The following is a 20,020-nucleotide window of genomic DNA, read 5'->3' on the forward strand; positions in this document are numbered from 1 at the left end:
TTTTTATCAGAGCCTTACAGGTCATTCGGCGGCGATAGCGAGTGACGGTTCGACGGCGGCCATAGCCGCGCTCGCCAATGACGCGACGAGTTGGTGGGCCTGCTCCAATCCGCTGGAAACTGTCCGCATATCGCGCTCAAGGTAAAGCGCACGATCGACCTCGATCTGCAGCGCGTGAATATTTTGCCCAGGCCGGCCATGACGGGCAATGCCGTGCGCGCCCGCATAAGGTGCATTGAGTGCCGTGGCGTAACCAAGCTCCCGCGCGGCGCGCGCCACGGCCGCGGCGACGCCCTTGCCAGCCGAGGCGCCATGACCATCTCCAATCACGATTCGGGCGGGGCGGAGGCCGGTGAGCGTCGGCATCGAATGGCAGTCGATCAATATGGCATAGCCGAATCGCCGGCTTGCCGCGTCGAGCGCCTCGGCGATCGCGGCATGATATGGCCGATGAACGCTGGCGATGCGTGCCGCCGCTGAGGCGGCTGAAGGCAATATACGCCACAGTTCGCGTCGGCCGATGCGCTGCGGCAGCAAGCCGAGGCCGGAACGCGCCCGCGCACTGGGTGGAGGGCCGCTGCCGGGTGGATCCCGCAATGCCGGATCGAGATCGTCCTCCCCACGATTGAGGTCGATCCAGGCGCGTGCCACCCGGGCCACGATCGCGACCGCGCCCAGCTCGATTGTCGCCGCGATCAGCCGATCGGCATGCCGATCCTCCAACTGCTCCAGGAGGGCATTGGGCACCGCGCTCGCCGCCAGTAGCGCCGGCGGATAATAGCGCCCTGCGTGCGGCACCGCGCAGACCAAGGGAGTATCCGCCCCGCTTGGGCCGAGACGCTCAAACCAAGGCGATGGAGGCGATGGGGCAGACACGCGGTCTTGGTAGATGGAAAAGGCGGTACGATGAAGCGGTTTAGAGTTATTGGCGCATCCAGCCCGAGCACTGCCACGCAGCAGAATGCCGATCGTGTACGTCGGTAGCAGGCACTTGCGACAGCGGGTTGCGCGATGCCAACCCCTCCGCTAACAGCCGCGAACCCCTTTCCGGGCGCGATTCATGCGCGCTCAGTGGGCGTGTAGCTCAGTGGTAGAGCACTGTGTTGACATCGCAGGGGTCGCAAGTTCAATCCTTGCCACGCCCACCAGATCGAGCCCCGGAGAACGTCATGTTTTCCGGGGCTTTTTCATGCCTTGAAAAAGCGACCGTAAAGGCAGAGTTCGAACAGGTAGGGCGCGAGGCCGCATGAACAGCTCCTATCTTCACTATCATATATTCGAGACCGACCATGGCTTTGCGGCGGTCGTGTGGAATGCGGCGGCTATCACCGGCTTGCGTCTCCCGGCCGCGACGGCCAAGGACGCGGCGCGCGCTGTCCTTCGCCGGCAGCCGGACGCCGCCCCGGCTGATCCGCCCACGGACATCGCTGCCGTGGCGACGGGCGTACAGCGTTATTTCACAGGCGCGAAGATCGACTTTGCCGAGGTTCCGCTCGAACTGGGCGAGCCGGAGCCGCTGCTTGTCCGCATCTACGCCCACGTCCGCAAACTGCCCTGGGGCGAAACCACCACCTATGGCGCGGTCGCGCGGGCGCTCGGCTATGGACCGGAGGTGGCGCGCGACGTGGGGCAGGCCATGGCGCGCAATCCTGTTCCGCTCATCATTCCCTGCCACCGCGTACTCGCAGCCGGCGGCAAGATCGGGGGCTTTTCAGCGCCGGGTGGATCGCAAGCCAAGGCGCGGATGCTAGAGCTCGAGGGCTGCCTGCCCGCGCCGGTGAAGGTCGTTCAAAAGAGCGAAGGGCAGGGCGGGTTCGGCTTCTAGCCCATCATTCTCGCGAAGACCGGCTTCGTTCGACGTGATCGCGCCTCACACCCACAGGCTCAGGATCAGTACGAAGATCAGCCCGAACGTACCGACGATCGTCTCCATCAGAGACCAGGAGCGGAAGGTGTCGCGCAAGCTCAGCCCGAAATATTCCTTGAACATCCAGAAGCCGGAATCATTGACGTGGCTGCACATGAGGCTGCCAGCCCCGACCGCCAGCACCATCAGGTTGGGATTGACATTGGTCGTGACGACCAGCGGGTGGACAAGGCTGGCGGCAGTGAGGCCGGCCACAGTCGCGGAGCCAAGCGCGATGCGGATGACAAAGGCGATCAGCCAGCCCAGCATCAGCGGCGGCAAGGGGATGTCCCGCAGCAGACTTGCCAGCTGAACGTCGGCGCCGCTGTCGATCAGGACCTGCTTGAGGGCACCCGCGCCGCCGATGATCATCAGGATCGTGGCGATGTCGCGCACCGCGGCACCGAAGCTTTCCATGATCTCGCCCAGCGGGCGACCGCGCGCGGTGCCGAGCGCGATAGTGGCGATAATGACCGAGAGCAGCAAAACGATCGTCGGGTTGCCGATAAACGTGATCAGCGCCTTTTGCTCGGGCGGCAGGCCGGACGTGTAATTGAGCGCGGTGGCAAGGCCGATCAGGATGACCGGCAGGAGCGCACAGACGAAGCTGTTCAGCGTGCCGGGCAAGGCTTCACTTCGCGTCTCGGACGGCTTGAACAGTGCGGAAGGCGTGCCGACAATGCCTTTGAGCGTCGTCGAGAAGAGCGGGCCGGCGATCAGCAAGGTCGGGATACCGACGATCATGCCGTAGAGCAGGGTCGTGCCCAAATCGGCGCCGAATTGCGTAACCAACGCGGTCGGCGAAGGATGGGGCGGCAGAAAACCGTGGGCGATCGAGAGACCCGCCAGCAGCGGCATGCCGACGTAAACAGCGGGAAGCCTGGAGCGATAGGTGATCGAGAAGATCAGCGGCACCATCAGCACGAAGCCGACATTGTAATAGAGCGGTATGCCGACGATGAAGCCGGTGAAGGTCATCGCGATCGGCAGTCGTTTCTGGCCGAACAGCCGCGTCAGGCTTTCGGCGATCCGCTCGGCCGCGCCGCTATCCGCAATCAGCTTGCCGAACATGGCGCCGAGGATGATGACGCCGGCGAGCGAGCCGAGCAGGTCGCCAATGCCATGGTCCATGCTCGCGGGTATCTTGGCGAGCGGCATGCCGAGCATCAAAGCCGCTGCCAGCGCCGAAATGATGAAAGCGACGAACGGGGGGGCCTTGAGTACCGCAATGAGCAGTACGAGCAGGGCGACGGCGGCAAAGATCGGCAGCAATGTCATGTCGTGGGTCTATCCATGCATCGGAGCAGCGTCGAGTTAGCCCATCTACGACTTTCGTAGCAGTTCCTAGCAGCCATACTGATGTCTCGCCCGGCGAGGGAGCGTTGCGCCTCCCCGGCTGCCCCGCTAGGCGGACGTGAGGGAGGCGGCCGTTGACCGAAATCTTTTCGCCTTTGATTGTCGGCATCGGCGGCACGTCGCGCGCCAATTCGACCAGCGAACTTGCGGTGCGGTGCGCTTTGCGCGCGGCTGAGGCGTTGGGCGCACGGACGCGGCTGATCGACGGCGCGTTGATATCGGGATTGCCGCTCTATGTTCCGGGCCGGACCGAGCGAACCTCGGACGAGTGCGCCTTCATTGCTGCGGTGCGCGAGTGCGACGGAGTAATCGTCGCCTCCGCGGGTTATCACGGTAGCATCACCGGGCCGGTGAAGAATGCGCTCGACCTGCTTGAGGATCTGGCGCGCGATGATCGGCCCTATCTCGACGGCTGCGCCTTTGGTGCGATCGTCAGCGCATTCGGTTGGCTGGCATGCGGCACGACGCTGGTGACGCTCCGTTCGATCGCCCACGCGTTGCGGGCATGGCCGACGCCCTATGGCGCGGCGTTCGTGGCGGAGGGCAAGGTGTTCGAAGAAGACGGGACCGCTCTGGACCCGAAGATTGGCGACCAGATCGGGTTGGTCGCCCGGCAGGTGGTGGAATTCGCGCGTTGGCGGAGAGCCGGCTCAGTCGCCTGAAGCTTGACGGTCTGCGACCAACAACGCTTTGGCCGCGATCAATTCGAGCGCCCGATCCAGCGGCATCGATGCGGCCCCCTCCGCCCAGCAACGTTTCAGCGCGACCCGATCCCGTGTGCCGTCCAGCAGGCGGATAAGAAGACGCAGATCCTCATCCTGGAGGGTGATGAGCTGGTGATCCAGCGTCGCGACCGTCGGAGATCCCTCGGCGATCTGCATACGGGCGAGGGGACTTGCTTGGGGCTTGTCCGCGGGCGAGCTGCTGAACGGCGCGGGTACGGTCGACAGTTCCACGATATCTTCGAGGGCATAATGCCGTAGCGCGGCGAGCAGTTCGGCGTCGGCAGCAAGGCTAGCTACAGGCATCCGGTTTGGTCGCGCGGCGATGATGCTCCGGAGAAGCGCCGCCCGGCCTGGGTCATTGATGCGGATCGTCCTCTTGCCGACTTGAAACAGCGCGTCGGTGGCCGCTCGCGCGCCAGTGGTTACCCACATAGTCCGCGCGGCCTCGTCGAAGGCAACGCGCGAAAAGCGAGCCTCTGCTTGGACGAACAGGCTGGTGCGGAAATAGCGGCCATTGCTGTAATCCAGCGCCTGCAAGCGGTGCAGCAAATCCTTCTCTTCAATTCCCGCCCGATCGGCATCCAGGAATCCTTTGTCGAGCCCGCCACCCGAGGCCTCGCCCAAATAGCTAAGTCCATGCGCTTGCGCGTCATGCACCGCGGCAGTGAAGGACTGCGGGTAGTAAAAGGCGTTCAACCCGTCATGGAACAGCAGCCCATCCGGATAGGCCAAGGCGGCCTCCGCTTCGCGGCGCATGGCGGCAGTGATCGGCTCGTCAGTCGGTTGAGCCTTGACGAAATTGTGCAGCAGGGCACGCACGGCGGCGAGTTGCTCTGGAGGGCTGGTGATATGCGCGACATGGTGGCGCATCATCTCGCGCAGCGCGATGCGGCTGTGGCCCCCAGGAAAGGTGTTGTAGCTGACGAAAGCGACGCCATTGGGGGCGAGCAGCCGGCGGATTAAAGGCATGACCGCCGCGCGCACCGGCTCGGGAACCCACGCATAGATGCCATGGGCGATGACATAGTCGAAGGGGCCATCCAGCTGTTCGCCCGCGTCGAGTATATCCAATATTTCGTGGCGGACATTGGCAATGCCAGCCGCCTCGGACCAGCGCCGGCCACGCGCGATCGGCTGCGCTGCAATGTCGAAATTGACGAAGTGAGCGCGTGGGAAAGCGGTGGCGAGCGCGATCGCGTCCAGCCCGTCGCCCCCACCGATCTGGAGCACGCGCGCTGTCTCGATAGCTGGCGGCTCCATCCCGTGCAGCCGCGCGATCACCGCCAGCCGATCCGGATGGCTCTTGCGGAAGATCATCGAGGGATAAGCGACCTGATCGTAGGTCGTGAGCATGGCAGTCATCGCCCGTCCTTAGGCGGGCGAGGCCGGCCGCGCCAAGCGGTCACCGGTCGAGCAGATATTCGACGATCCGGTCTGCTGCCTCTTCCGGCGTGATTGCGGTCGTATCGATCCGCAGCTCCGCATCCTCCGGCGCCTCGTAGGGGCTGTCGATGCCTGTGAAATTCTTGAGCGCGCCGGCTCGCGCCTTGGCATAAAGACCCTTCACGTCGCGCCGCTCGGCTTCAGCCAGGGGCGTATCGATGAAGATTTCCACGAACTCGCCCGCGGGCAGCATCTGACGCACCATATCGCGTTCGGCACGGAACGGTGAGATGAAGGCGGTGATGACGATCAGGCCGGCGTCGGTCATCAACCGAGCAACCTCGCCGACGCGACGGATGTTCTCGACACGGTCGGCATCGGTGAAGCCCAGATCGCGATTGAGGCCATGCCGCACATTGTCGCCGTCGAGCAAGAACGTGTGGCGGTTCATCCGCGTCAGCTTCTTCTCGACCAGATTGGCGATCGTCGACTTGCCGGCGCCCGACAGGCCGGTGAACCACAACACGGCCGGCTTCTGCCGCATCAAGGCGGCGCGGCGCTCGCGTGTGACGTCCGTTGCTTGCCAGTGAATATTCTGGGCGCGGCGCAGCGAAAAATGGATCATGCCCGCAGCGACCGTCGCGTTGGTGAACTTGTCGATCAGGATGAAGCCACCGAGATCTCGGCTCTTCCCGTAAGCTTCGAACACGAGCGGCCGGTCGGTTGAGAGATTGGCAACGCCGATCGCATTCAGCTCGAGCGTCTTGGCTGCAAGGTGCTCCAGCGTATTAATATTAAGCTGGTATTTTGGCGGTTGGACATTGGCGGTAACCGTCTGACTGCCAAGCTTCAGCCAGTAAGAGCGCCCAGGCAGCATTGCCTCATCGGCCATCCACACAATCGTCGCTTCGAACTGATCTGCAGCCTCGGGCGGGTCGCTTGCAGCCGCGATGACGTCGCCACGCGAGCAATCGACCTCGTCAGTGAGCGTCACCGTCACCGACTGCCCGGCGACAGCTTCGCCGAGATCGCCGTCGAAGGTTACGATGCGGTCGATCGTGGAGCTTTTGCCGCTCGGCAGAATGCGCACTGGATCGCCGGGCTTGACCGTGCCGCCCGCGATCAAGCCGGAGAAACCGCGGAAGTCGAGATTGGGCCGATTGACCCACTGCACCGGCAAGCGGAATGGCCTGGAGCGATCGGCATCGGTATCCAGCGGAACGTGCTCGAGATGCTCCATCAGCGTCGGGCCGTCATACCAGAGAAGGTCAGCGGACCTGATCGTGACATTGTCCCCTGCGAAGCCAGAAATCGGCATAGGCAGGAAGCTCTTGATTCCAATCGATTCGGCGAATGATCGGTAATCGGCGACGATCGCGTCGTACCTAGCCTGGTCATAAGCGATCAGGTCCATCTTATTCACCGCCAGCACGATGTTGCGGATGCCGATCAGCTGGCAGAGATAGGAGTGGCGCCGCGTTTGGGTGAGCACCCCCTTGCGCGCGTCGATCAAGATGACGGCCAGATCCGCTGTCGACGCTCCCGTGACCATGTTGCGGGTATATTGTTCGTGGCCCGGCGTGTCGGCGACGATGAACTTACGCCGATCGGTCGCGAAAAAGCGGTAGGCGACGTCGATCGTAATGCCTTGCTCGCGTTCGGCGGCAAGGCCGTCGACCAGCAATGCGAAGTCGATATTCTGGCCTTGCGTCCCGACGCGCTTCGAATCCGCTTCGAGCGCCGCCAGCTGATCCTCGAAGATCATCTTCGAATCGTACAGCAACCGCCCGATAAGCGTGGACTTTCCGTCGTCTACCGAACCGCAGGTGATGAACCGCAGCAGGCTCTTATGCTGGTGCCGGTCGAGATAGGCCTCGATATCCTGGGCGATCAGCGCGTCGGTCTCATAGGAAGAGGGCTCGCCCATCAGAAATAGCCCTCCTGTTTCTTTTTCTCCATGCTGGCCGTCTGATCGTGATCGATGGCGCGACCCTGCCGCTCGGACGTGGTGGTGAGCAGCATCTCCTGGATCACCTCGGGCAGGCTCGTCGCCATACTCTCGACCGCACCGGTGAGTGGATAATCACCCAGCGTACGGAAGCGAATCGAGCGTTCGACCGGGGTTTCGCCAGGATTCAGCGGAAAGCGCTCGTCGTCCACCATCAGGATCAACCCATCGCGCTCCACGGTCGGGCGTGGCGCAGCGAAATAGAGCGGTACGATCTCGATCTGCTCGAGATGGATATATTGCCAAATGTCGAGCTCGGTCCAATTGGAGATCGGAAAAATCCGGATGCTCTCTCCCTTGGCCTTCCTGGCGTTATAGAGGTGCCATAATTCCGGCCGCTGGTTTTTTGGATCCCAGCGATGGTTGGCCGAGCGGAAAGAGAAGATGCGCTCCTTGGCGCGGCTCTTCTCCTCGTCACGCCGCGCGCCGCCGAACGCGGCGTCGAAGCCGTACAAGTCGAGCGCCTGTTTGAGCCCTTCGGTCTTCCACAAGTCGGTATGAAGACTGCCATGGTCGAACGGGTTGATCCCACGCGCCTTGGCCTCTGGATTTTGATAGACGAGTAATTCCATGCCGGCGTCACGCGCGGCCCGCTCGCGCAGTTCGTACATCGCCCTGAACTTCCACGTCGTGTCGACATGCAGCAGCGGAAAGGGCGGGGGGGAGGGATAGAAGGCCTTGCGCGCAAGGTGCAGCATCACTGCCGAATCCTTGCCGACCGAGTAAAGCATGACCGGCTTTTCCGTCTCCGCGACAACCTCGCGCAGGATGTGGATGCTTTCGGCTTCGAGCCTCTGGAGATGGGTAAGCGATGCGATCATATCGTTGCGCCCAAAAGCACGACGCCCGGTGCGTGTCGCAACATAAATTCTTTGCCGCCGCAATGCGGCATGGCTTAGGCGAGTTCGATGGATATGGACCGCGACGCATTGCTGCAGGCGCTTGCTGAGGCGTGCGTCACCGCGGGCGCCGCGATCATGGCGATTTACCAGAGCGAATTCGCGGTCACGATGAAGGACGATGCATCCCCGGTAACCGCCGCGGATGCGGCCGGCGAGAAGATCATCCTGGCGGCACTGGCGCGGCTCTGTCCCGCTGTGCCGGTGGTGGCGGAGGAAGAAGCGTCCGCCGGACGCATCCCCGATACGGACGGGCATTTCTATCTGGTCGATCCGCTTGACGGCACCAAGGAGTTCGTCAGCCGCAATGGCGACTTCACGGTCAACGTGGCGCTGATCGAGGATCATGCGCCGAGCCTGGGAATAGTGTTCGCGCCGGTCGAGCGCCGGCTCTTCGCCGGCGACGTCCGACGCGGCATCGCCTGGTCTGCTATCGTCGCCGAAAATGGTGCGATCGGCGCACCGCGCTTACTGAGCGTTCGCGACGTCCCGGTAGCGGGGCTGTCGGCAGTGGCATCGCGTTCCCACAATTCTCCCGCAACCGAGGCGTATCTTGACCAATTCAAGGTCGCGACACGCGTCTCCCGCGGTTCCTCCCTCAAGATTTGTATGGTCGCGTGCGGCGAGGCGGACCTCTATCCGCGCCTCGCGCCGACGATGGAATGGGACATCGCCGCCGGCGACGCCGTGCTGCGTGCGGCAGGGGGAACGCTCAGCGCGCCGGACGGCACTCCGATGCTCTACGGCAAGCCACGTTTTTTTAATGCCGGCTTTGTTGCGGCCGGCCGCCTCCACGCTCCGGCGATCGCTCCATTTCTGGCGACTGAGGAACAGCGTTGATTCAGATCAATGACTCCTCGGTTTCGCTAAGCCACGATTATTGTTACGGGCCCGGCGTTCGATGCTTGGTATCGGCGGGGGTCGACGAGTTTGGCGATTGAGGTGGATCCGGTTGGTCGAGCCGCGCGAGCGGGAGCATCCGATACGCAATCGCCCGATCTGACGGCCTGCGATCGTGAGCCAATCCACATTTCCGGGGCGATCCAGCCGCACGGTCTGCTCCTGATCGCCGACCGAGCCTCCCTGCGGGTGGTGGCCGGTGCGGGAGATATCGAAGGCCGCCTTACCCCTGCGTGGCACGATCGACCCTTGGCCGAATTGTTGAACCAGCCGGTCGACCTCGAGCCGACACAATCATCGACGGGCGGCGGCGCCAACGCCGTGCTGGAAACCGTACAAGGATCAGGCGAGAGTTTTGACGCGGCGCTGCACCTCGTTGGCGATCATGTGCTGGTCGAGCTCGAGCCTCAGGCCGAATTCGCTGGCTCTGCGACCGCGACTTTGTTGCGGCTCGACGCGATCGGGACCAGCTTCGAGCGCGCGACGGATCTCATTTCCCTCTGCGAACGCGCCGCCATCGGTTTTCGCGAACTGACCGGTTTTGCCCGGGTGATGGTGTACCGCTTTCTAGACGACGGTGCGGGTGTAGTGCTGGCGGAGGATCGTGATCCGGCGCTCGCCTCGTTTCTCAACCATCATTTCCCGGCCTCCGACATCCCGCAGCAGGCGCGCGCGCTCTATGTTCGCAACCGGGTGCGCGTGATCCCGGACGTATCTTACCAGCCTGCGCCTATCCGCCCGAAGGAAAGCGGGTTGGGCGGCATCGATCTCAGCGATGCGGCCCTGCGCTCGGTTTCGCCAATCCATTTGCAATATCTCAAAAATATGGGTGTCGCCGCCTCGGCATCGGTCTCCATCGTCAAGGATGGCCTGCTATGGGGGCTGATCGCCTGCCACAATCCCGTGCCACGCCGGATCAGCTACCCGGCCCGCGTTGCCTGCCAGGCTCTGGCCGGCGGATTGGCACGGCAGATCCGCGCGAAGGAGGAAGCAGCAGCCTATCGCGAACGGATAAGGTTGCGCTCGTCCGAGGAAACCCTGGTCGCGCGGCTCGACCAAAATCAGCCGTCGACAGACTGGTTCGACGAGCATGGCGAGGATTTCCGCCGTCTGCTCGCGGCGGATGGCTTCGCCGCCATTAGCGGGCAGAACATCTTCACATCCGGCGTCACGCCCTCGCAAGAGGGAATCAGGGCGCTGGCCCGCTGGCTGAGCGCCCGCGGGGTGGCCGAACCCTTCGCGACCGCCGAATTAGGGGATCATTATGCGCCGGGGCAGGCATTTCGTGCTTCCGCTAGCGGCTTGCTGGCGATGTCGCTTGCTGGCGAAGGGGCGCCGCTTTTGATGTGGTTTCGCGCCGAGGAACCCGAGATCGTCGAGTGGGCCGGCAATCCCCACAAGGCGACCAACAGTCAGTCTGGTGCGCTCACGCCCCGCAGTTCGTTTGACGCATGGCGCGAGGAAGTATGCGGGCGCTCCCGGCGCTGGACGCTGGGCGAGATTGATGCCGCAGCACATTTGCGCCGCACCGTCAGCGAACTTCGTCAGGCGCGAAGATTGCGCGAACTCAACCGCGAATTGGGCGTAACCCTTGCCGAAAAGCAGGAGCTGATCGCCGAGAAAGACCATCTGATGCGCGAGGTAAACCATCGCGTGCAGAACAGTCTGCAACTCGTCCAAGCCTTTCTTGGCCTGCAGGCGCGAGCAGCCGATGACAATATATTGGCTCTTCACCTTGGCGAGGCGCAGCGCCGCCTTTCCGCCGTCGCGCTGGTTCATCGCCGGCTTTATCAAGGCGACCAGGTCGAGACGGTCGACCTCTCCCGTTATCTTGAAGAACTGGTCGGGGACATGACCGCCGCGCTGGGTAGCGAGTGGCAGCGATGCCTCCGACTGGATCTGGCACCAGTGCTGGTTTCGGCCGATCGCGCCGTCCATGTCGGACTGATCCTGACCGAACTGGTCATAAACGCCAACAAATACGCCTATAACGGGCAGCCTGGTCCGCTCGCGGTGTCGGTTGAAGAACATCGCGACAAATTTCGCCTGATCGTAGCGGACAGCGGATCCGGCAAGGTGCAGGCACGCGTCGGTTTCGGCACGCGAATGATCGATGCCATGGTCCAGAGCCTCGGCGGCACGATCGAGCAAGGCGACAACCAACCTGGGCTACGGGTAATCGTGACCGCGCCGGTCGATAAGACCTGACTAAGCCGTACTCGCCGCCTCCGCGTAGAGGTCGAAGGTGGCCCGGGCGGAACGTATCGCATCGTCCAGCCACGATCGTCCGCCTGCCAGAGCGGCGCTATCGAGCAATCGCCCGAAGGCCCGCCAGTCGCCGGCCTCATGGGTAGCAGACAGATAGGTATGCGGCAGTTCGGGATGGACCTGACGTGCGAGCATCGCCCCGCCGAGGCGCGAACCTTCGCTAACATAGAGCGCGCCGAAGCCCGCCGCTTGCGATAGCGGCACGGGGAATGGCAGTGGCGCGGGCATCGGCAGGCCTAGCTGGTTCAAATCCTGGCGGAGGAGGTCGGCACGGACGCCGAATGCGGGCAGGGCCGGCACGTGCTCCAGCGCCTTCTCGACCGCCGGCAGAGCACGCGCATGCGCCGTCAGGAAACTCCCGTACGAGCCGCGGTCGGCCAAATCGAACCGCCCAAACGCGGCATCGACCATTACATGGTTCTTGGCGGTCGCGGAGCGTAACGCCGACCGGGCCGACATTTCTGCCGGCCAAGCCGTAGCCTGCACTTCTTGCACGAGCCTAGTTCAGCGGCAATTCGAGCGCTTCCGCCACAGCGGCATGGCGAATCCTGCCGCCCGACACGTTCAGGCCATTGGCGAGGTGCGGGTCGGCGGCCATCGCTGCCTCTGCGCCAAGATTGGCAAGCTTGAGCGCGAAGGGGAGGGTGGCGTTGTTGAGCGCGAAGGCCGAGGTGCGGGCAACTGCGCCCGGCATGTTCGCTACGCAATAATGGATGATGCCGTCGACCTCGAACACGGGGTCATCATGCGTCGTCGCATGGCTGGTTTCAAAGCAGCCGCCCTGGTCGATGGCGATGTCCACCAACACCGATCCGCGTTTCATCGTCTTGAGCATATCGCGCGTTACCAGCTTGGGCGCAGCCGCGCCTGGGATCAGCACCGCGCCGATCACGAGATGCGCGCGTGCGACGGCAGCCGCGATCGCGGCGCGAGATGCATAAGCGGTCTTGATCTGGTTGGAAAAGAACATGTCGAGCTCGGCCAGACGCGCATTCGAAATGTCGTAGATCGTGACGTCGGCCCGCATGCCGACGGCCATCTGCGCCGCGTTTACGCCGGAGACGCCGCCGCCGAGGATGGCGACGCGCGCCGGTGCGACGCCAGGAACACCCCCCAACAGCACGCCGCGCCCGCCTTGCTCCTTTTCGAGATAATGGGCACCGACCTGAACGGCCATGCGGCCCGCCACTTCGGACATCGGCTTCAGCAGCGGCAACGATCCGTCGCGCGCGGTCACCGTTTCATAAGCAATACAGGTCGCGCCTGATTTCATCAGGCCCTCTGCCTGCGGCTTGTCGGCAGCGAGATGGAGATAGGTGAAGAGCAGATGATCGGGGCGAAGCCGCGCTATCTCGATCGGCTGCGGCTCCTTCACCTTTACAATCATCTCTGCCTGGGCGAACACCGCGTCGGCGTCCGGCAGGATCGCAGCGCCGGCTTCAACATAATCGGCATCCTCGAAGTCGATGCCCTTGCCAGCGCCGGTTTCGACCACCACTTGATGTCCTGCGCCCACCAGCTCCGCGACCGAAGGCGGGGTGAGGCCGACGCGATATTCGTGATTCTTGATTTCTTTCGGCACGCCGATGCGCATGCGTCTTCTCCTGATTTCTGATGGGGCAACGCATAGCCATGCGCGATGCTCCTGTCGCCCGTTGCGGCTCTATGGGTGAAGTGCTATCGGCCCGCCGCTGATACCGGAGAGGGAGCCGGGCGTTAGAACCCTCCAGCTGCGTTCACTTGAGGTTTCCTCGCTTAAATGACATCCGGCATCGTCGTTCAAGAAAATGCTGACAAGCTCGAGCCACCGCTCGGCGCGGATACGCATGGGCATCCTCAGGGTCTCGGTCGGCTTGCCCTGGGTGCAGTCGGTGTGGTGTTCGGTGACATCGGCACGAGCCCGCTCTACGCATTTCGCGAGACCTTTGCCGGCCACCATACGCTGGAGCCTAGCCCGGCCAATGTCCTGGGCGTCCTCAGCCTGATCTTCTGGTCGATGATGATCGTGGTGACGATCAAATATGTCAGCATCATCATGCGCGCTGACAATAAGGGGGAGGGTGGCAGCCTCGCCCTGTTGGCCCTGATCTCGCGTTCGGGTTCGACCAAGGCGCGCTGGACAAAGGGGCTGATCCTGCTCGGCGTGTTCGCGACCGCCTTGTTCTATGGCGACAGCATGATCACGCCAGCCATGTCGGTGTTGACCGCGGTCGAGGGTCTCGCCGTCGTCAATCACCATTTCGGCAGCTTCGTCATTCCGATCGCGGTCGGCATTCTCGTCGGCCTGTTCGCGATCCAGTCGCGCGGCGTCGGCAAGGTCGGCCTGCTGTTCGGTCCGATCATGCTGGTCTATTTCCTCGTGCTGGCCGTGCTCGGCATCGTCAACATTATCGCCGCGCCGGAGGTGTTCGCCGCCCTCAACCCTTATTATGCGTTTCGCTTCTTCGTCGACGACGGCATTCGTGCCTTCCTCGCGATGGGTTCGGTCGTGCTGGCCGTGACGGGCGCGGAGGCGCTCTACGCCGACATGGGGCATTTCGGCCGCCGTCCGATCGGGCTGTCATGGCTGGTATTCGTGCTGCCGGCGCTGATGCTGAACTATCTTGGCCAGGGCGCCATGTTCCTTTCGGCAACGCCGGCCGAACTCACGCGCATCATCCATAATCCCTTCTTCCTGATGGCGCCCGAAAATGTGCGGCTGCCGCTCGTCATCCTGGCAACGATGGCCACGGTTATCGCCTCTCAGGCCGTGATATCGGGAGCGTTCTCAGTCACGCAGCAGGCTATCCAGCTCGGCTTCATGCCGCGTTTGAGGATCGAGCATACTAGCGCAAGCTCGGCCGGGCAGATCTATATTCCGGCGGTCAATTGGGCGCTGATGATCATGGTGATGCTGCTGGTGCTGTTCTTCCGTACCTCATCCAATCTGGCGGCAGCTTATGGCATCGCGGTCAGCGGGGCGATGCTGATCGACACCTGCCTGATCGCGGTCGTGCTGTTCAACCTGTGGAAGTGGAACAAGATCGTCGCGGGGTTGATGGTTGCCGCCTTCTTCCTGGTGGACGGCGCCTATTTCGCAGCGAACATGACCAAGGTGCCCGATGGCGGCTGGTTCCCGCTGCTGATGGGCTTCATCATCTTCACGTTGCTAACCACCTGGGCGCGCGGCCGCAGCCTCATGATCGAACGGATGCGCGAAGCGGCCATCCCGGTACCGGTATTCGTCCGCTCGGCTGTCAATTCAGCGACGCGCGTGCCCGGCACCGCCGTGTTCATGACCTCGAGCGCGGGCGGCGTTCCCCACGCGCTGCTCCACAATCTCAAGCACAACAAGGTGCTGCATGAGCGCGTGATACTGCTGACCGTGAAGATTGAGGACGTGCCCTACGTCAATGCGACCAAGCGGATCTGGTTCGAGGACCTGGAATCCGGATTCTACCGGCTGGTCGTGCGTTATGGCTTCATGGAAGAGCCCGATGTGCCTGCCGCACTGGCGTTGGCAACGGAATGCGGCGCCAAGTTCAAGATGATGGACACGAGTTTCTTCCTGGCGCGCCAGACCCTGATCGCCTCGTCGCGGCCGGGAATGGCGATCTGGCGTGAAAAGCTTTTCGCGTGGATGCTGCGAAATGCCGAAAGCGCGATGGAATTCTTCCGCCTGCCGACCAATCGCGTGGTCGAGCTCGGCAGCCAGGTCGAAATCTAGGCCGCGATGCGCGCCGCGATCGTGCTCGCGGCCGGGGCATCGCGCCGCTTCGGATACCGCGACAAGCTGCGAACGCGGCTGCAAGGTCGTTCTCTGCTCCACCACGTGGTCGCCAACGCGCAGCTCTCGGGCGCGAAGCGAATCATTGTCGTTGTTTCCCGCGCAACGCGCATGTCGGGCGTCACGGTCGTTCGGGCAAGACAGGCAAAACGAGGCCTCTCCGCCAGCTTGCGCATCGGTCTTGCCGCCTTGCGACCGGTCGAACGCGAGGTGCTGATCTTCCTGGCGGATATGCCGTTTGCACGCGCGCCACATATGGTGCTCGAACCCGATATGGCGGCGATACGCCCGCGCTTTCGCGGCGATCCTGGGCACCCGATGTTGGTCCGCGTGGCAGCAGCGCGGAAGGCGTGGACGGCCGGGGATGCCGGCTTCGCTGGGAAGCTGCAGACCGCCTTCGTTCGCGGCAATGCCGGCAATATCATCGATATCGACACGCAAGCGTCGCTGCGCGTTGCCATCCGCTACGGATCGCGCGCGCCCGGCCGGCGTTCGAGTTTCTCTTAACAGCAGGGAGACGGGAATGTTTGCGCTTGCCGGATGGATCGCGCCCGCCGCGACAATGATCGCTGCGATCATGACCGCAGCGAATCTGGGCACGCGCATAACCGGCTGGGGCTTCGTCGTCTTCTCGGTCGGCGCAGTGGCCTGGATCATCGTCGGGGCACAGACCGGCCAGCAAAATCTGCTGTTGAGCAACGCCTTTCTGTTGGTGGTCGATGTAGTGGGCGTGTGGCGCTGGCTCGGGCGCAAGGCACGTTACGACGCCGGCGCCACCGCAGCCACAGTTCAAAGCGCAAAGGCGGCAGCCCCGACCTTGTTCGCGCTGACCAAGATTGAAGGGATGCCCGTGCGGGGTGCCGACGGCGAAGTGATCGCGACCGCTGTGGACGCGATGGCTGCCTGCGATGGCGGCGGGATCAGCTATATCGTGGTGAGCGAGGGGGGCGTCGGCGGGGTAGGGGAGCGGTTGCACGCGCTCGGCTGGGGCGAGGTGACGATGCATGAGGGCGGCATGACGACCCAACTGGATCGCTATAGGCTTGCGCGCCGGCCCGAACTTGCCCCGGGCGAATGGCCGCCAACCGCGGCGGCCGCCGGTGTCGCCTGAAGTCGCGCCGCTGATCGTCTCGGCGCTGTTCGGCGCGCAGGATTTCAGCTGGTTCGATGGTCTGCGGCGTGCGCATTTCCCACCCGAGCGCAACCAGCTGCCGGCCCACCTGACCTTGTTCCACCATTTGCCGCCCTCGCTTGCCGCGGAACTCAATCAGCGCCTGGCGGAGGTAACGCGTGGGGCAAGACCGCGCGCGGATGCGGCGGGGATGATGAACCTCGGGGGAGGAGTCGCGATTCGGATCGCCTCACCCGGATTGAGCTTGATTCGTGAGGATCTCGCCGACGCCTTTGCCGGCATGCTGACGCCGCAGGATGCCGCCGGCTGGCGGCCGCACGTGACGATTCAGAATAAGGTTCCGCCGCACCAGGCTAAAGCTTTGTACTCCGCTATGGCCGCCGCTTTCACGCCGAGGACCATAACGGTCGAGGGGCTGGCGGTTTGGCGCTACCGCGGCGGGCCATGGGAGCCGGTGGCGCGCCATAAGTTCCGCGGTTGAGCGTCAGTCCAGCTGGCCGAGCCCGTCACAGCTCAGGTCGAAGGCCGCCAGGCCGGCATCGAGATAGGCGGCCAGCGTGGGCATGTCGAGCAACTGCTCGGCCGGATCCTCGGCATCGGGATCGGCGGCAGCCTCGAGCGCTTCACTCCACTCGCTCGCGTCATAGGTACCACGTCCCACCCACGCGAGGGCGAGTAATTCCTGGACCTGATCGTCGCCGAGATCGTCGAGCAGGGCCAGCATCTCCTCCTCGATCGCCTCGTTCGCCTCATCCTCCAGGACGGCAAACTCGTCATCCGAATCGGTCGGATCCTGTTCGTCGTCAGTTTCGATGGACGGTACCTGCGCTTCCAGCTCGCGAGCCCGGATGATCAAGCGGCAGATCGTCTCCAACGGCGTCGAAAGGTCCATCTCGGCCAATCCTCCTCAAATTCAAAACGCGAACGAGGAGCCGACCATTGGGTTCCTTGACCGCTCCACAAGCTGCGGTTGACCCGCTTAAGCGCGCTGCTATAGGCCTCGCCTCGCGCTGGAGCGCCGCATGGCGGAGTAGCTCAGCTGGTTAGAGCACGGGAATCATAATCCTGGGGTCGGGGGTTCAAGTCCCTCCTCCGCTACCATCGCGAAAACCGGGATGTGCACCTCCCAAAAGGGGGCTCCCGCAGGACCAGTGCGGACCGGTCCTGGCCGCGACGGTGACCGGACGCAGCTATGTGCGGCTGACGTACAGCCACAGAAGCCAGACAAGAGCCGCCGTGCAGAGGGCCAACACCGCGAGCAGGACGATTCTTCCGGCAGCCCGGCGCGCTTGCGCGGGGTCGCATGATTCTTCTTCGACGACCGGGCCCGTCGTGCCCCCGGAGCCAGTCCGGGAGGGAAGAAGATCATGCTTTTCGATTACCGCGAGCTCGGATGGCTTCAATCCAAGCAGCGAAGCCTGGGCGGGCGTCGGCGATCTCACAGCGGCGTGCCAGCGTGAACTGCGCGGCAGCTAGCGGCTGACCGCATGCCATATCTAGCGCGGTAGTCACCAGCGGCGGGGGACGCTGCAGGATCGTCCGCGGGCCAGCATCGCCGGGTCACTTATCAACCTAAAGTCCGAATTCCATGGACAGCCTTGTCCCGGAAAGACGTGCAAGCGTCAACAGAAATTCCGTGCATATCCGTACGGGTTTTTCGCACATGGTCCGCCAATGCGATCTGCGGCACTCGGATTGAAGCAATTGCGGCAAGGGGCGCGGCCACCGTTGACGCTTCGTGCCATGGCCGAGAAGCTGGGAATGCCGCCCTCGTCCTATTCGCGATACGAAGATGCCAATGATTTCAAGCGGCCCTATCTTCCGGTTGATCTTGCGCGGAAAGTAGCTGCCGTTCTGGCCGACCACGCGGTCGATCCTTCCGCCGTCATGGAACTTGCCGGTCTTGCCGGCGATGCGGACGCGCTACCTGTCATTACAGCGGGCGAACAGGAGCTTCTCGACCAATTCCGCACGCTCGATGCGGCGCGGCGTCAACTGGTCCTTCAGCTGATCACCGCCTTGGGCGGCAATGCTCCGCATAGTGTGACCCTGCATGAGGGGCCGATGAATTTCCGGCCGCGCCAGGATGGTGACCGGGCATGATGGTGTGATCATCGCCCCTGCGTCGGCACGGTTAGCTGGCGATTGCATCCGGCGTCACTTGCTCCGATGCTGTCACGCTAATTCGGGTTAGCAGGAGTATTGCGTGGATCGCTTCTTTACGGCCATCGCCAACCGCATATCGGTTTTTGTAGGCGATCCGCTTGCGTTCATCCTCGCCGTCCTGACGGTAGGTATTTGGGGAATTACCGGGCCACTTTTTCACTATTCCGACACGTGGCAGCTGGTGATCAACACCGGTACGACGATCGTCACCTTTCTGATGGTGTTCCTGATCCAGAATTCCCAGAATCGCGATGCTGCCGCGATGCAGGCCAAGCTCGACGAGCTGATCCGCGCGCTGGAGCAGGCGCGCGGCCAGTTCATCGGCATCGAGCATAAGACGGATAAGGAAATTCAGCAGATCCGGGCCGACCTCGAGGCCGAATGTGCTGAGGAGCAGGCGGAACGTCCCGGCAAACCGCCGAGCAACCAATATGTCGATCGCCTTATCCGCCGCCGCTGAGGGCTGCCGGGTTGATAAAGGGCGTATCCAGCCCCTATCTGATCCGTGACATTATTGAGGCTTTCGATGACCGCCGTTCATTCCACCCGTATGCTGATCCTGGGCTCGGGCCCCGCCGGGCTTTCCGCCGCCATTTACGGCGCGCGCGCCGGGCTCGCGCCGATCGTCGTGCAGGGAATCCAGCCGGGCGGTCAGCTCACGATCACCACCGACGTCGAGAATTATCCCGGCTTTCGCGATGTGATCCAGGGTCCCTGGCTGATGGAGGAGATGCAGGCCCAGGCGGAGCATGTCGGCACCCAGATGATGTGGGATACGATCGTCGAGGTCGACCTCTCCGAACGGCCTTTTCGTCTCAAGGGCGACGGCGGGGCCCTCTACGTGTGCGATACGCTCGTCATTGCCACCGGCGCGCAGGCAAAATGGCTTGGCGTGCCGGGTGAGGAGGAGCTGGGCGGTCGCGGCGTGTCGGCTTGTGCGACCTGCGATGGCTTCTTTTATCGCGGCAAGAAGGTGGCGGTGATCGGCGGCGGCAACACTGCGGTCGAAGAAGCGCTCTACATGACCAACCATAGCCATGACGTGACGCTGATCCATCGCCGCGACAGCCTGCGCGCCGAAAAGATCCTGCAGGATCGCCTGTTCGCGCATCATGGCATCCATCCTCTGTGGAACAAGGAAGTCCTGCGCTTCGTCGGAGATCATGACAGCGGACTGGTCGCGATCGAGCTCAAGGATACCAAGACCGGTGAGACGTCGATGCTGGAGGTCGATGGCGGCTTTGTCGCGATCGGCCACCATCCGGCGACCGAGATGTTCGCGGGCCAACTTGAGCTGGACGAAGGATATATCCGGGTGACGCCGGGTACCGCCAACACCAGCGTCCCCGGCGTGTTCGCGTGCGGCGACGTGATGGACAAACATTACCGGCAGGCCATTACCGCCGCCGGCACCGGCTGCATGGCCGCGCTCGACGCCGAGAAATTCCTGCAGGAGCAGGATTTCCCAGTGGCGGAAGGCGCCAGGGAAGCGGTGGCGGCCGAGTAATATT

The 20,020-nt window shown here is 63.3% G+C and carries 19 protein-coding genes and 2 tRNA genes; 13 read left to right on the top strand and 8 right to left on the bottom strand.

Annotation, left to right across the window (positions count from 1 at the left end; genetic code table 11):
- Window positions 1–21: 21 nt before the first annotated feature.
- Window positions 22–876 (bottom strand): N-formylglutamate amidohydrolase, encoded by an 855-nt coding sequence (locus DX905_RS00575; RefSeq protein ID WP_275896052.1) that lies wholly within the window; start codon window positions 874–876, stop codon window positions 22–24.
- A gap of 197 nt (window positions 877–1,073) precedes the next feature.
- Between DX905_RS00575 and DX905_RS00580 the strand changes: the two genes are divergently transcribed.
- Together DX905_RS00580 and DX905_RS00585 are read left to right on the top strand one after the other, a co-directional pair.
- A tRNA-Val gene (locus DX905_RS00580) sits at window positions 1,074–1,148 on the top strand.
- 98 nt (window positions 1,149–1,246) lie between these two features.
- Entirely contained in the window at window positions 1,247–1,825 is a 579-nt protein-coding gene (locus DX905_RS00585; RefSeq protein WP_116089595.1) for a methylated-DNA--[protein]-cysteine S-methyltransferase, read from the top strand.
- Between the two features lie 45 nt (window positions 1,826–1,870).
- On the opposite strand, the gene DX905_RS00590 is transcribed toward DX905_RS00585, so the two are convergent.
- A complete protein-coding gene (locus tag DX905_RS00590) occupies window positions 1,871–3,184 on the bottom strand; it encodes a gluconate:H+ symporter (RefSeq protein ID WP_116089596.1) in 1,314 nt (437 codons plus the stop codon).
- Window positions 3,185–3,336: 152 nt separating this feature from the next.
- On the opposite strand from DX905_RS00590, the gene DX905_RS00595 reads away from it, so the two are divergent.
- Complete coding sequence (locus DX905_RS00595; protein ID WP_116089597.1) at window positions 3,337–3,924, top strand: NADPH-dependent FMN reductase; 588 nt, start codon at window positions 3,337–3,339, stop codon at window positions 3,922–3,924.
- Here DX905_RS00595 and DX905_RS00600 read toward each other — a convergent pair.
- The 3 genes from DX905_RS00600 to cysD are packed head-to-tail and all read right to left on the bottom strand — an operon-like array spanning window position 3,913 to window position 8,199.
- Entirely contained in the window at window positions 3,913–5,349 is a 1,437-nt protein-coding gene (locus tag DX905_RS00600; protein ID WP_116089598.1) for a class I SAM-dependent methyltransferase, read from the bottom strand. The two genes, DX905_RS00595 and DX905_RS00600, sit on opposite strands and share 12 nt — an antisense overlap.
- 40 nt (window positions 5,350–5,389) lie before the next feature.
- Window positions 5,390–7,297 (bottom strand): sulfate adenylyltransferase subunit CysN, encoded by a 1,908-nt coding sequence (gene cysN, locus DX905_RS00605; RefSeq protein ID WP_116089599.1) that lies wholly within the window; start codon window positions 7,295–7,297, stop codon window positions 5,390–5,392.
- Window positions 7,297–8,199, bottom strand: coding sequence for a sulfate adenylyltransferase subunit CysD (gene cysD, locus DX905_RS00610; protein ID WP_116089600.1), 903 nt, complete (start codon window positions 8,197–8,199; stop codon window positions 7,297–7,299). The genes cysN and cysD overlap by 1 nt, the downstream gene beginning before the upstream one ends.
- A gap of 87 nt (window positions 8,200–8,286) precedes the next feature.
- On the opposite strand from cysD, the gene cysQ reads away from it, so the two are divergent.
- Together cysQ and DX905_RS00620 are read left to right on the top strand one after the other, a co-directional pair.
- Window positions 8,287–9,117: a 3'(2'),5'-bisphosphate nucleotidase CysQ gene (gene cysQ / locus DX905_RS00615; RefSeq protein ID WP_116089601.1), complete on the top strand. Its 831-nt coding sequence runs from the start codon at window positions 8,287–8,289 to the stop codon at window positions 9,115–9,117.
- A gap of 90 nt (window positions 9,118–9,207) precedes the next feature.
- On the top strand, window positions 9,208–11,385 hold the full coding sequence (locus tag DX905_RS00620; protein ID WP_240320666.1) for a histidine kinase dimerization/phosphoacceptor domain -containing protein: 2,178 nt from the start codon (window positions 9,208–9,210) through the stop codon (window positions 11,383–11,385).
- Here the strand turns inward: DX905_RS00620 and DX905_RS00625 are convergent, their stop codons facing one another.
- On the bottom strand, window positions 11,386–11,904 hold the full coding sequence (locus tag DX905_RS00625) for a biliverdin-producing heme oxygenase (protein WP_116089603.1): 519 nt from the start codon (window positions 11,902–11,904) through the stop codon (window positions 11,386–11,388).
- Between the two features lie 40 nt (window positions 11,905–11,944).
- The gene (ald, locus tag DX905_RS00630; protein ID WP_116089604.1) at window positions 11,945–13,039 is read right to left on the bottom strand and encodes an alanine dehydrogenase; all 1,095 of its coding nucleotides are present in this window, start codon (window positions 13,037–13,039) and stop codon (window positions 11,945–11,947) included.
- A gap of 165 nt (window positions 13,040–13,204) precedes the next feature.
- On the opposite strand from ald, the gene DX905_RS00635 reads away from it, so the two are divergent.
- Genes DX905_RS00635 through DX905_RS00650 form a run of 4 tightly spaced genes read left to right on the top strand, consistent with a single transcriptional unit; the run spans window position 13,205 to window position 16,824 of the window.
- Window positions 13,205–15,151 carry a potassium transporter Kup gene (locus DX905_RS00635; RefSeq protein ID WP_116089605.1) on the top strand — a complete coding sequence of 649 codons (1,947 nt, stop codon included), beginning with the start codon at window positions 13,205–13,207 and terminating at the stop codon, window positions 15,149–15,151.
- A gap of 6 nt (window positions 15,152–15,157) precedes the next feature.
- Window positions 15,158–15,718, top strand: a complete 561-nt coding sequence (locus DX905_RS00640) for a nucleotidyltransferase family protein (protein WP_116089606.1) — start codon at window positions 15,158–15,160, stop codon at window positions 15,716–15,718.
- Window positions 15,719–15,734: 16 nt separating this feature from the next.
- Entirely contained in the window at window positions 15,735–16,322 is a 588-nt protein-coding gene (locus tag DX905_RS00645; RefSeq protein WP_116089607.1) for a PRC-barrel domain-containing protein, read from the top strand.
- The gene (locus tag DX905_RS00650; RefSeq protein ID WP_116092221.1) at window positions 16,312–16,824 is read left to right on the top strand and encodes a 2'-5' RNA ligase family protein; all 513 of its coding nucleotides are present in this window, start codon (window positions 16,312–16,314) and stop codon (window positions 16,822–16,824) included. Before DX905_RS00645 ends, DX905_RS00650 begins: the two co-directional genes overlap by 11 nt.
- Window positions 16,825–16,827: 3 nt before the next feature.
- Here DX905_RS00650 and DX905_RS00655 read toward each other — a convergent pair whose 3' ends face one another.
- On the bottom strand, window positions 16,828–17,235 hold the full coding sequence (locus DX905_RS00655; RefSeq protein WP_116089608.1) for a DUF3775 domain-containing protein: 408 nt from the start codon (window positions 17,233–17,235) through the stop codon (window positions 16,828–16,830).
- A gap of 132 nt (window positions 17,236–17,367) precedes the next feature.
- On the opposite strand from DX905_RS00655, the gene DX905_RS00660 reads away from it, so the two are divergent.
- The 4 genes from DX905_RS00660 (at window position 17,368) to trxB (ending at window position 20,016) form a co-directional block, all read left to right on the top strand.
- Window positions 17,368–17,444: transfer RNA gene (locus DX905_RS00660), tRNA-Met, on the top strand.
- A 642-nt stretch (window positions 17,445–18,086) separates the two neighbouring features.
- Window positions 18,087–18,446: a hypothetical protein gene (locus DX905_RS00665; RefSeq protein WP_116089609.1), complete on the top strand. Its 360-nt coding sequence runs from the start codon at window positions 18,087–18,089 to the stop codon at window positions 18,444–18,446.
- 103 nt (window positions 18,447–18,549) lie between these two features.
- Window positions 18,550–18,969 carry a low affinity iron permease family protein gene (locus tag DX905_RS00670; RefSeq protein ID WP_116089610.1) on the top strand — a complete coding sequence of 140 codons (420 nt, stop codon included), beginning with the start codon at window positions 18,550–18,552 and terminating at the stop codon, window positions 18,967–18,969.
- Between the two features lie 66 nt (window positions 18,970–19,035).
- A complete protein-coding gene (gene trxB, locus DX905_RS00675; RefSeq protein WP_116089611.1) occupies window positions 19,036–20,016 on the top strand; it encodes a thioredoxin-disulfide reductase in 981 nt (326 codons plus the stop codon).
- The last annotated feature ends 4 nt before the right edge of the window (window positions 20,017–20,020 follow it).

The sequence above is a fragment of the Sphingomonas crusticola genome (assembly GCF_003391115.1).
In the GTDB taxonomy this organism is placed as follows: domain Bacteria; phylum Pseudomonadota; class Alphaproteobacteria; order Sphingomonadales; family Sphingomonadaceae; genus Sphingomonas_I; species Sphingomonas_I crusticola.

Coding starts and splice junctions, on each gene's coding strand:
- DX905_RS00585 (WP_116089595.1), top strand. CDS start 1,247: ATGAACAGCTCCTATCTTCACTATCATATATTCGAGACCGACCATGGC.
- DX905_RS00590 (WP_116089596.1), bottom strand. CDS start 3,184: ATGACATTGCTGCCGATCTTTGCCGCCGTCGCCCTGCTCGTACTGCTC.
- DX905_RS00600 (WP_116089598.1), bottom strand. CDS start 5,349: ATGACTGCCATGCTCACGACCTACGATCAGGTCGCTTATCCCTCGATG.
- cysN (WP_116089599.1), bottom strand. CDS start 7,297: ATGGGCGAGCCCTCTTCCTATGAGACCGACGCGCTGATCGCCCAGGAT.
- cysD (WP_116089600.1), bottom strand. CDS start 8,199: ATGATCGCATCGCTTACCCATCTCCAGAGGCTCGAAGCCGAAAGCATC.
- cysQ (WP_116089601.1), top strand. CDS start 8,287: ATGGATATGGACCGCGACGCATTGCTGCAGGCGCTTGCTGAGGCGTGC.
- DX905_RS00625 (WP_116089603.1), bottom strand. CDS start 11,904: ATGTCGGCCCGGTCGGCGTTACGCTCCGCGACCGCCAAGAACCATGTA.
- ald (WP_116089604.1), bottom strand. CDS start 13,039: ATGCGCATCGGCGTGCCGAAAGAAATCAAGAATCACGAATATCGCGTC.
- DX905_RS00635 (WP_116089605.1), top strand. CDS start 13,205: ATGACATCCGGCATCGTCGTTCAAGAAAATGCTGACAAGCTCGAGCCA.
- DX905_RS00640 (WP_116089606.1), top strand. CDS start 15,158: ATGCGCGCCGCGATCGTGCTCGCGGCCGGGGCATCGCGCCGCTTCGGA.
- DX905_RS00645 (WP_116089607.1), top strand. CDS start 15,735: ATGTTTGCGCTTGCCGGATGGATCGCGCCCGCCGCGACAATGATCGCT.
- DX905_RS00655 (WP_116089608.1), bottom strand. CDS start 17,235: ATGGACCTTTCGACGCCGTTGGAGACGATCTGCCGCTTGATCATCCGG.
- DX905_RS00665 (WP_116089609.1), top strand. CDS start 18,087: ATGGCCGAGAAGCTGGGAATGCCGCCCTCGTCCTATTCGCGATACGAA.
- trxB (WP_116089611.1), top strand. CDS start 19,036: ATGACCGCCGTTCATTCCACCCGTATGCTGATCCTGGGCTCGGGCCCC.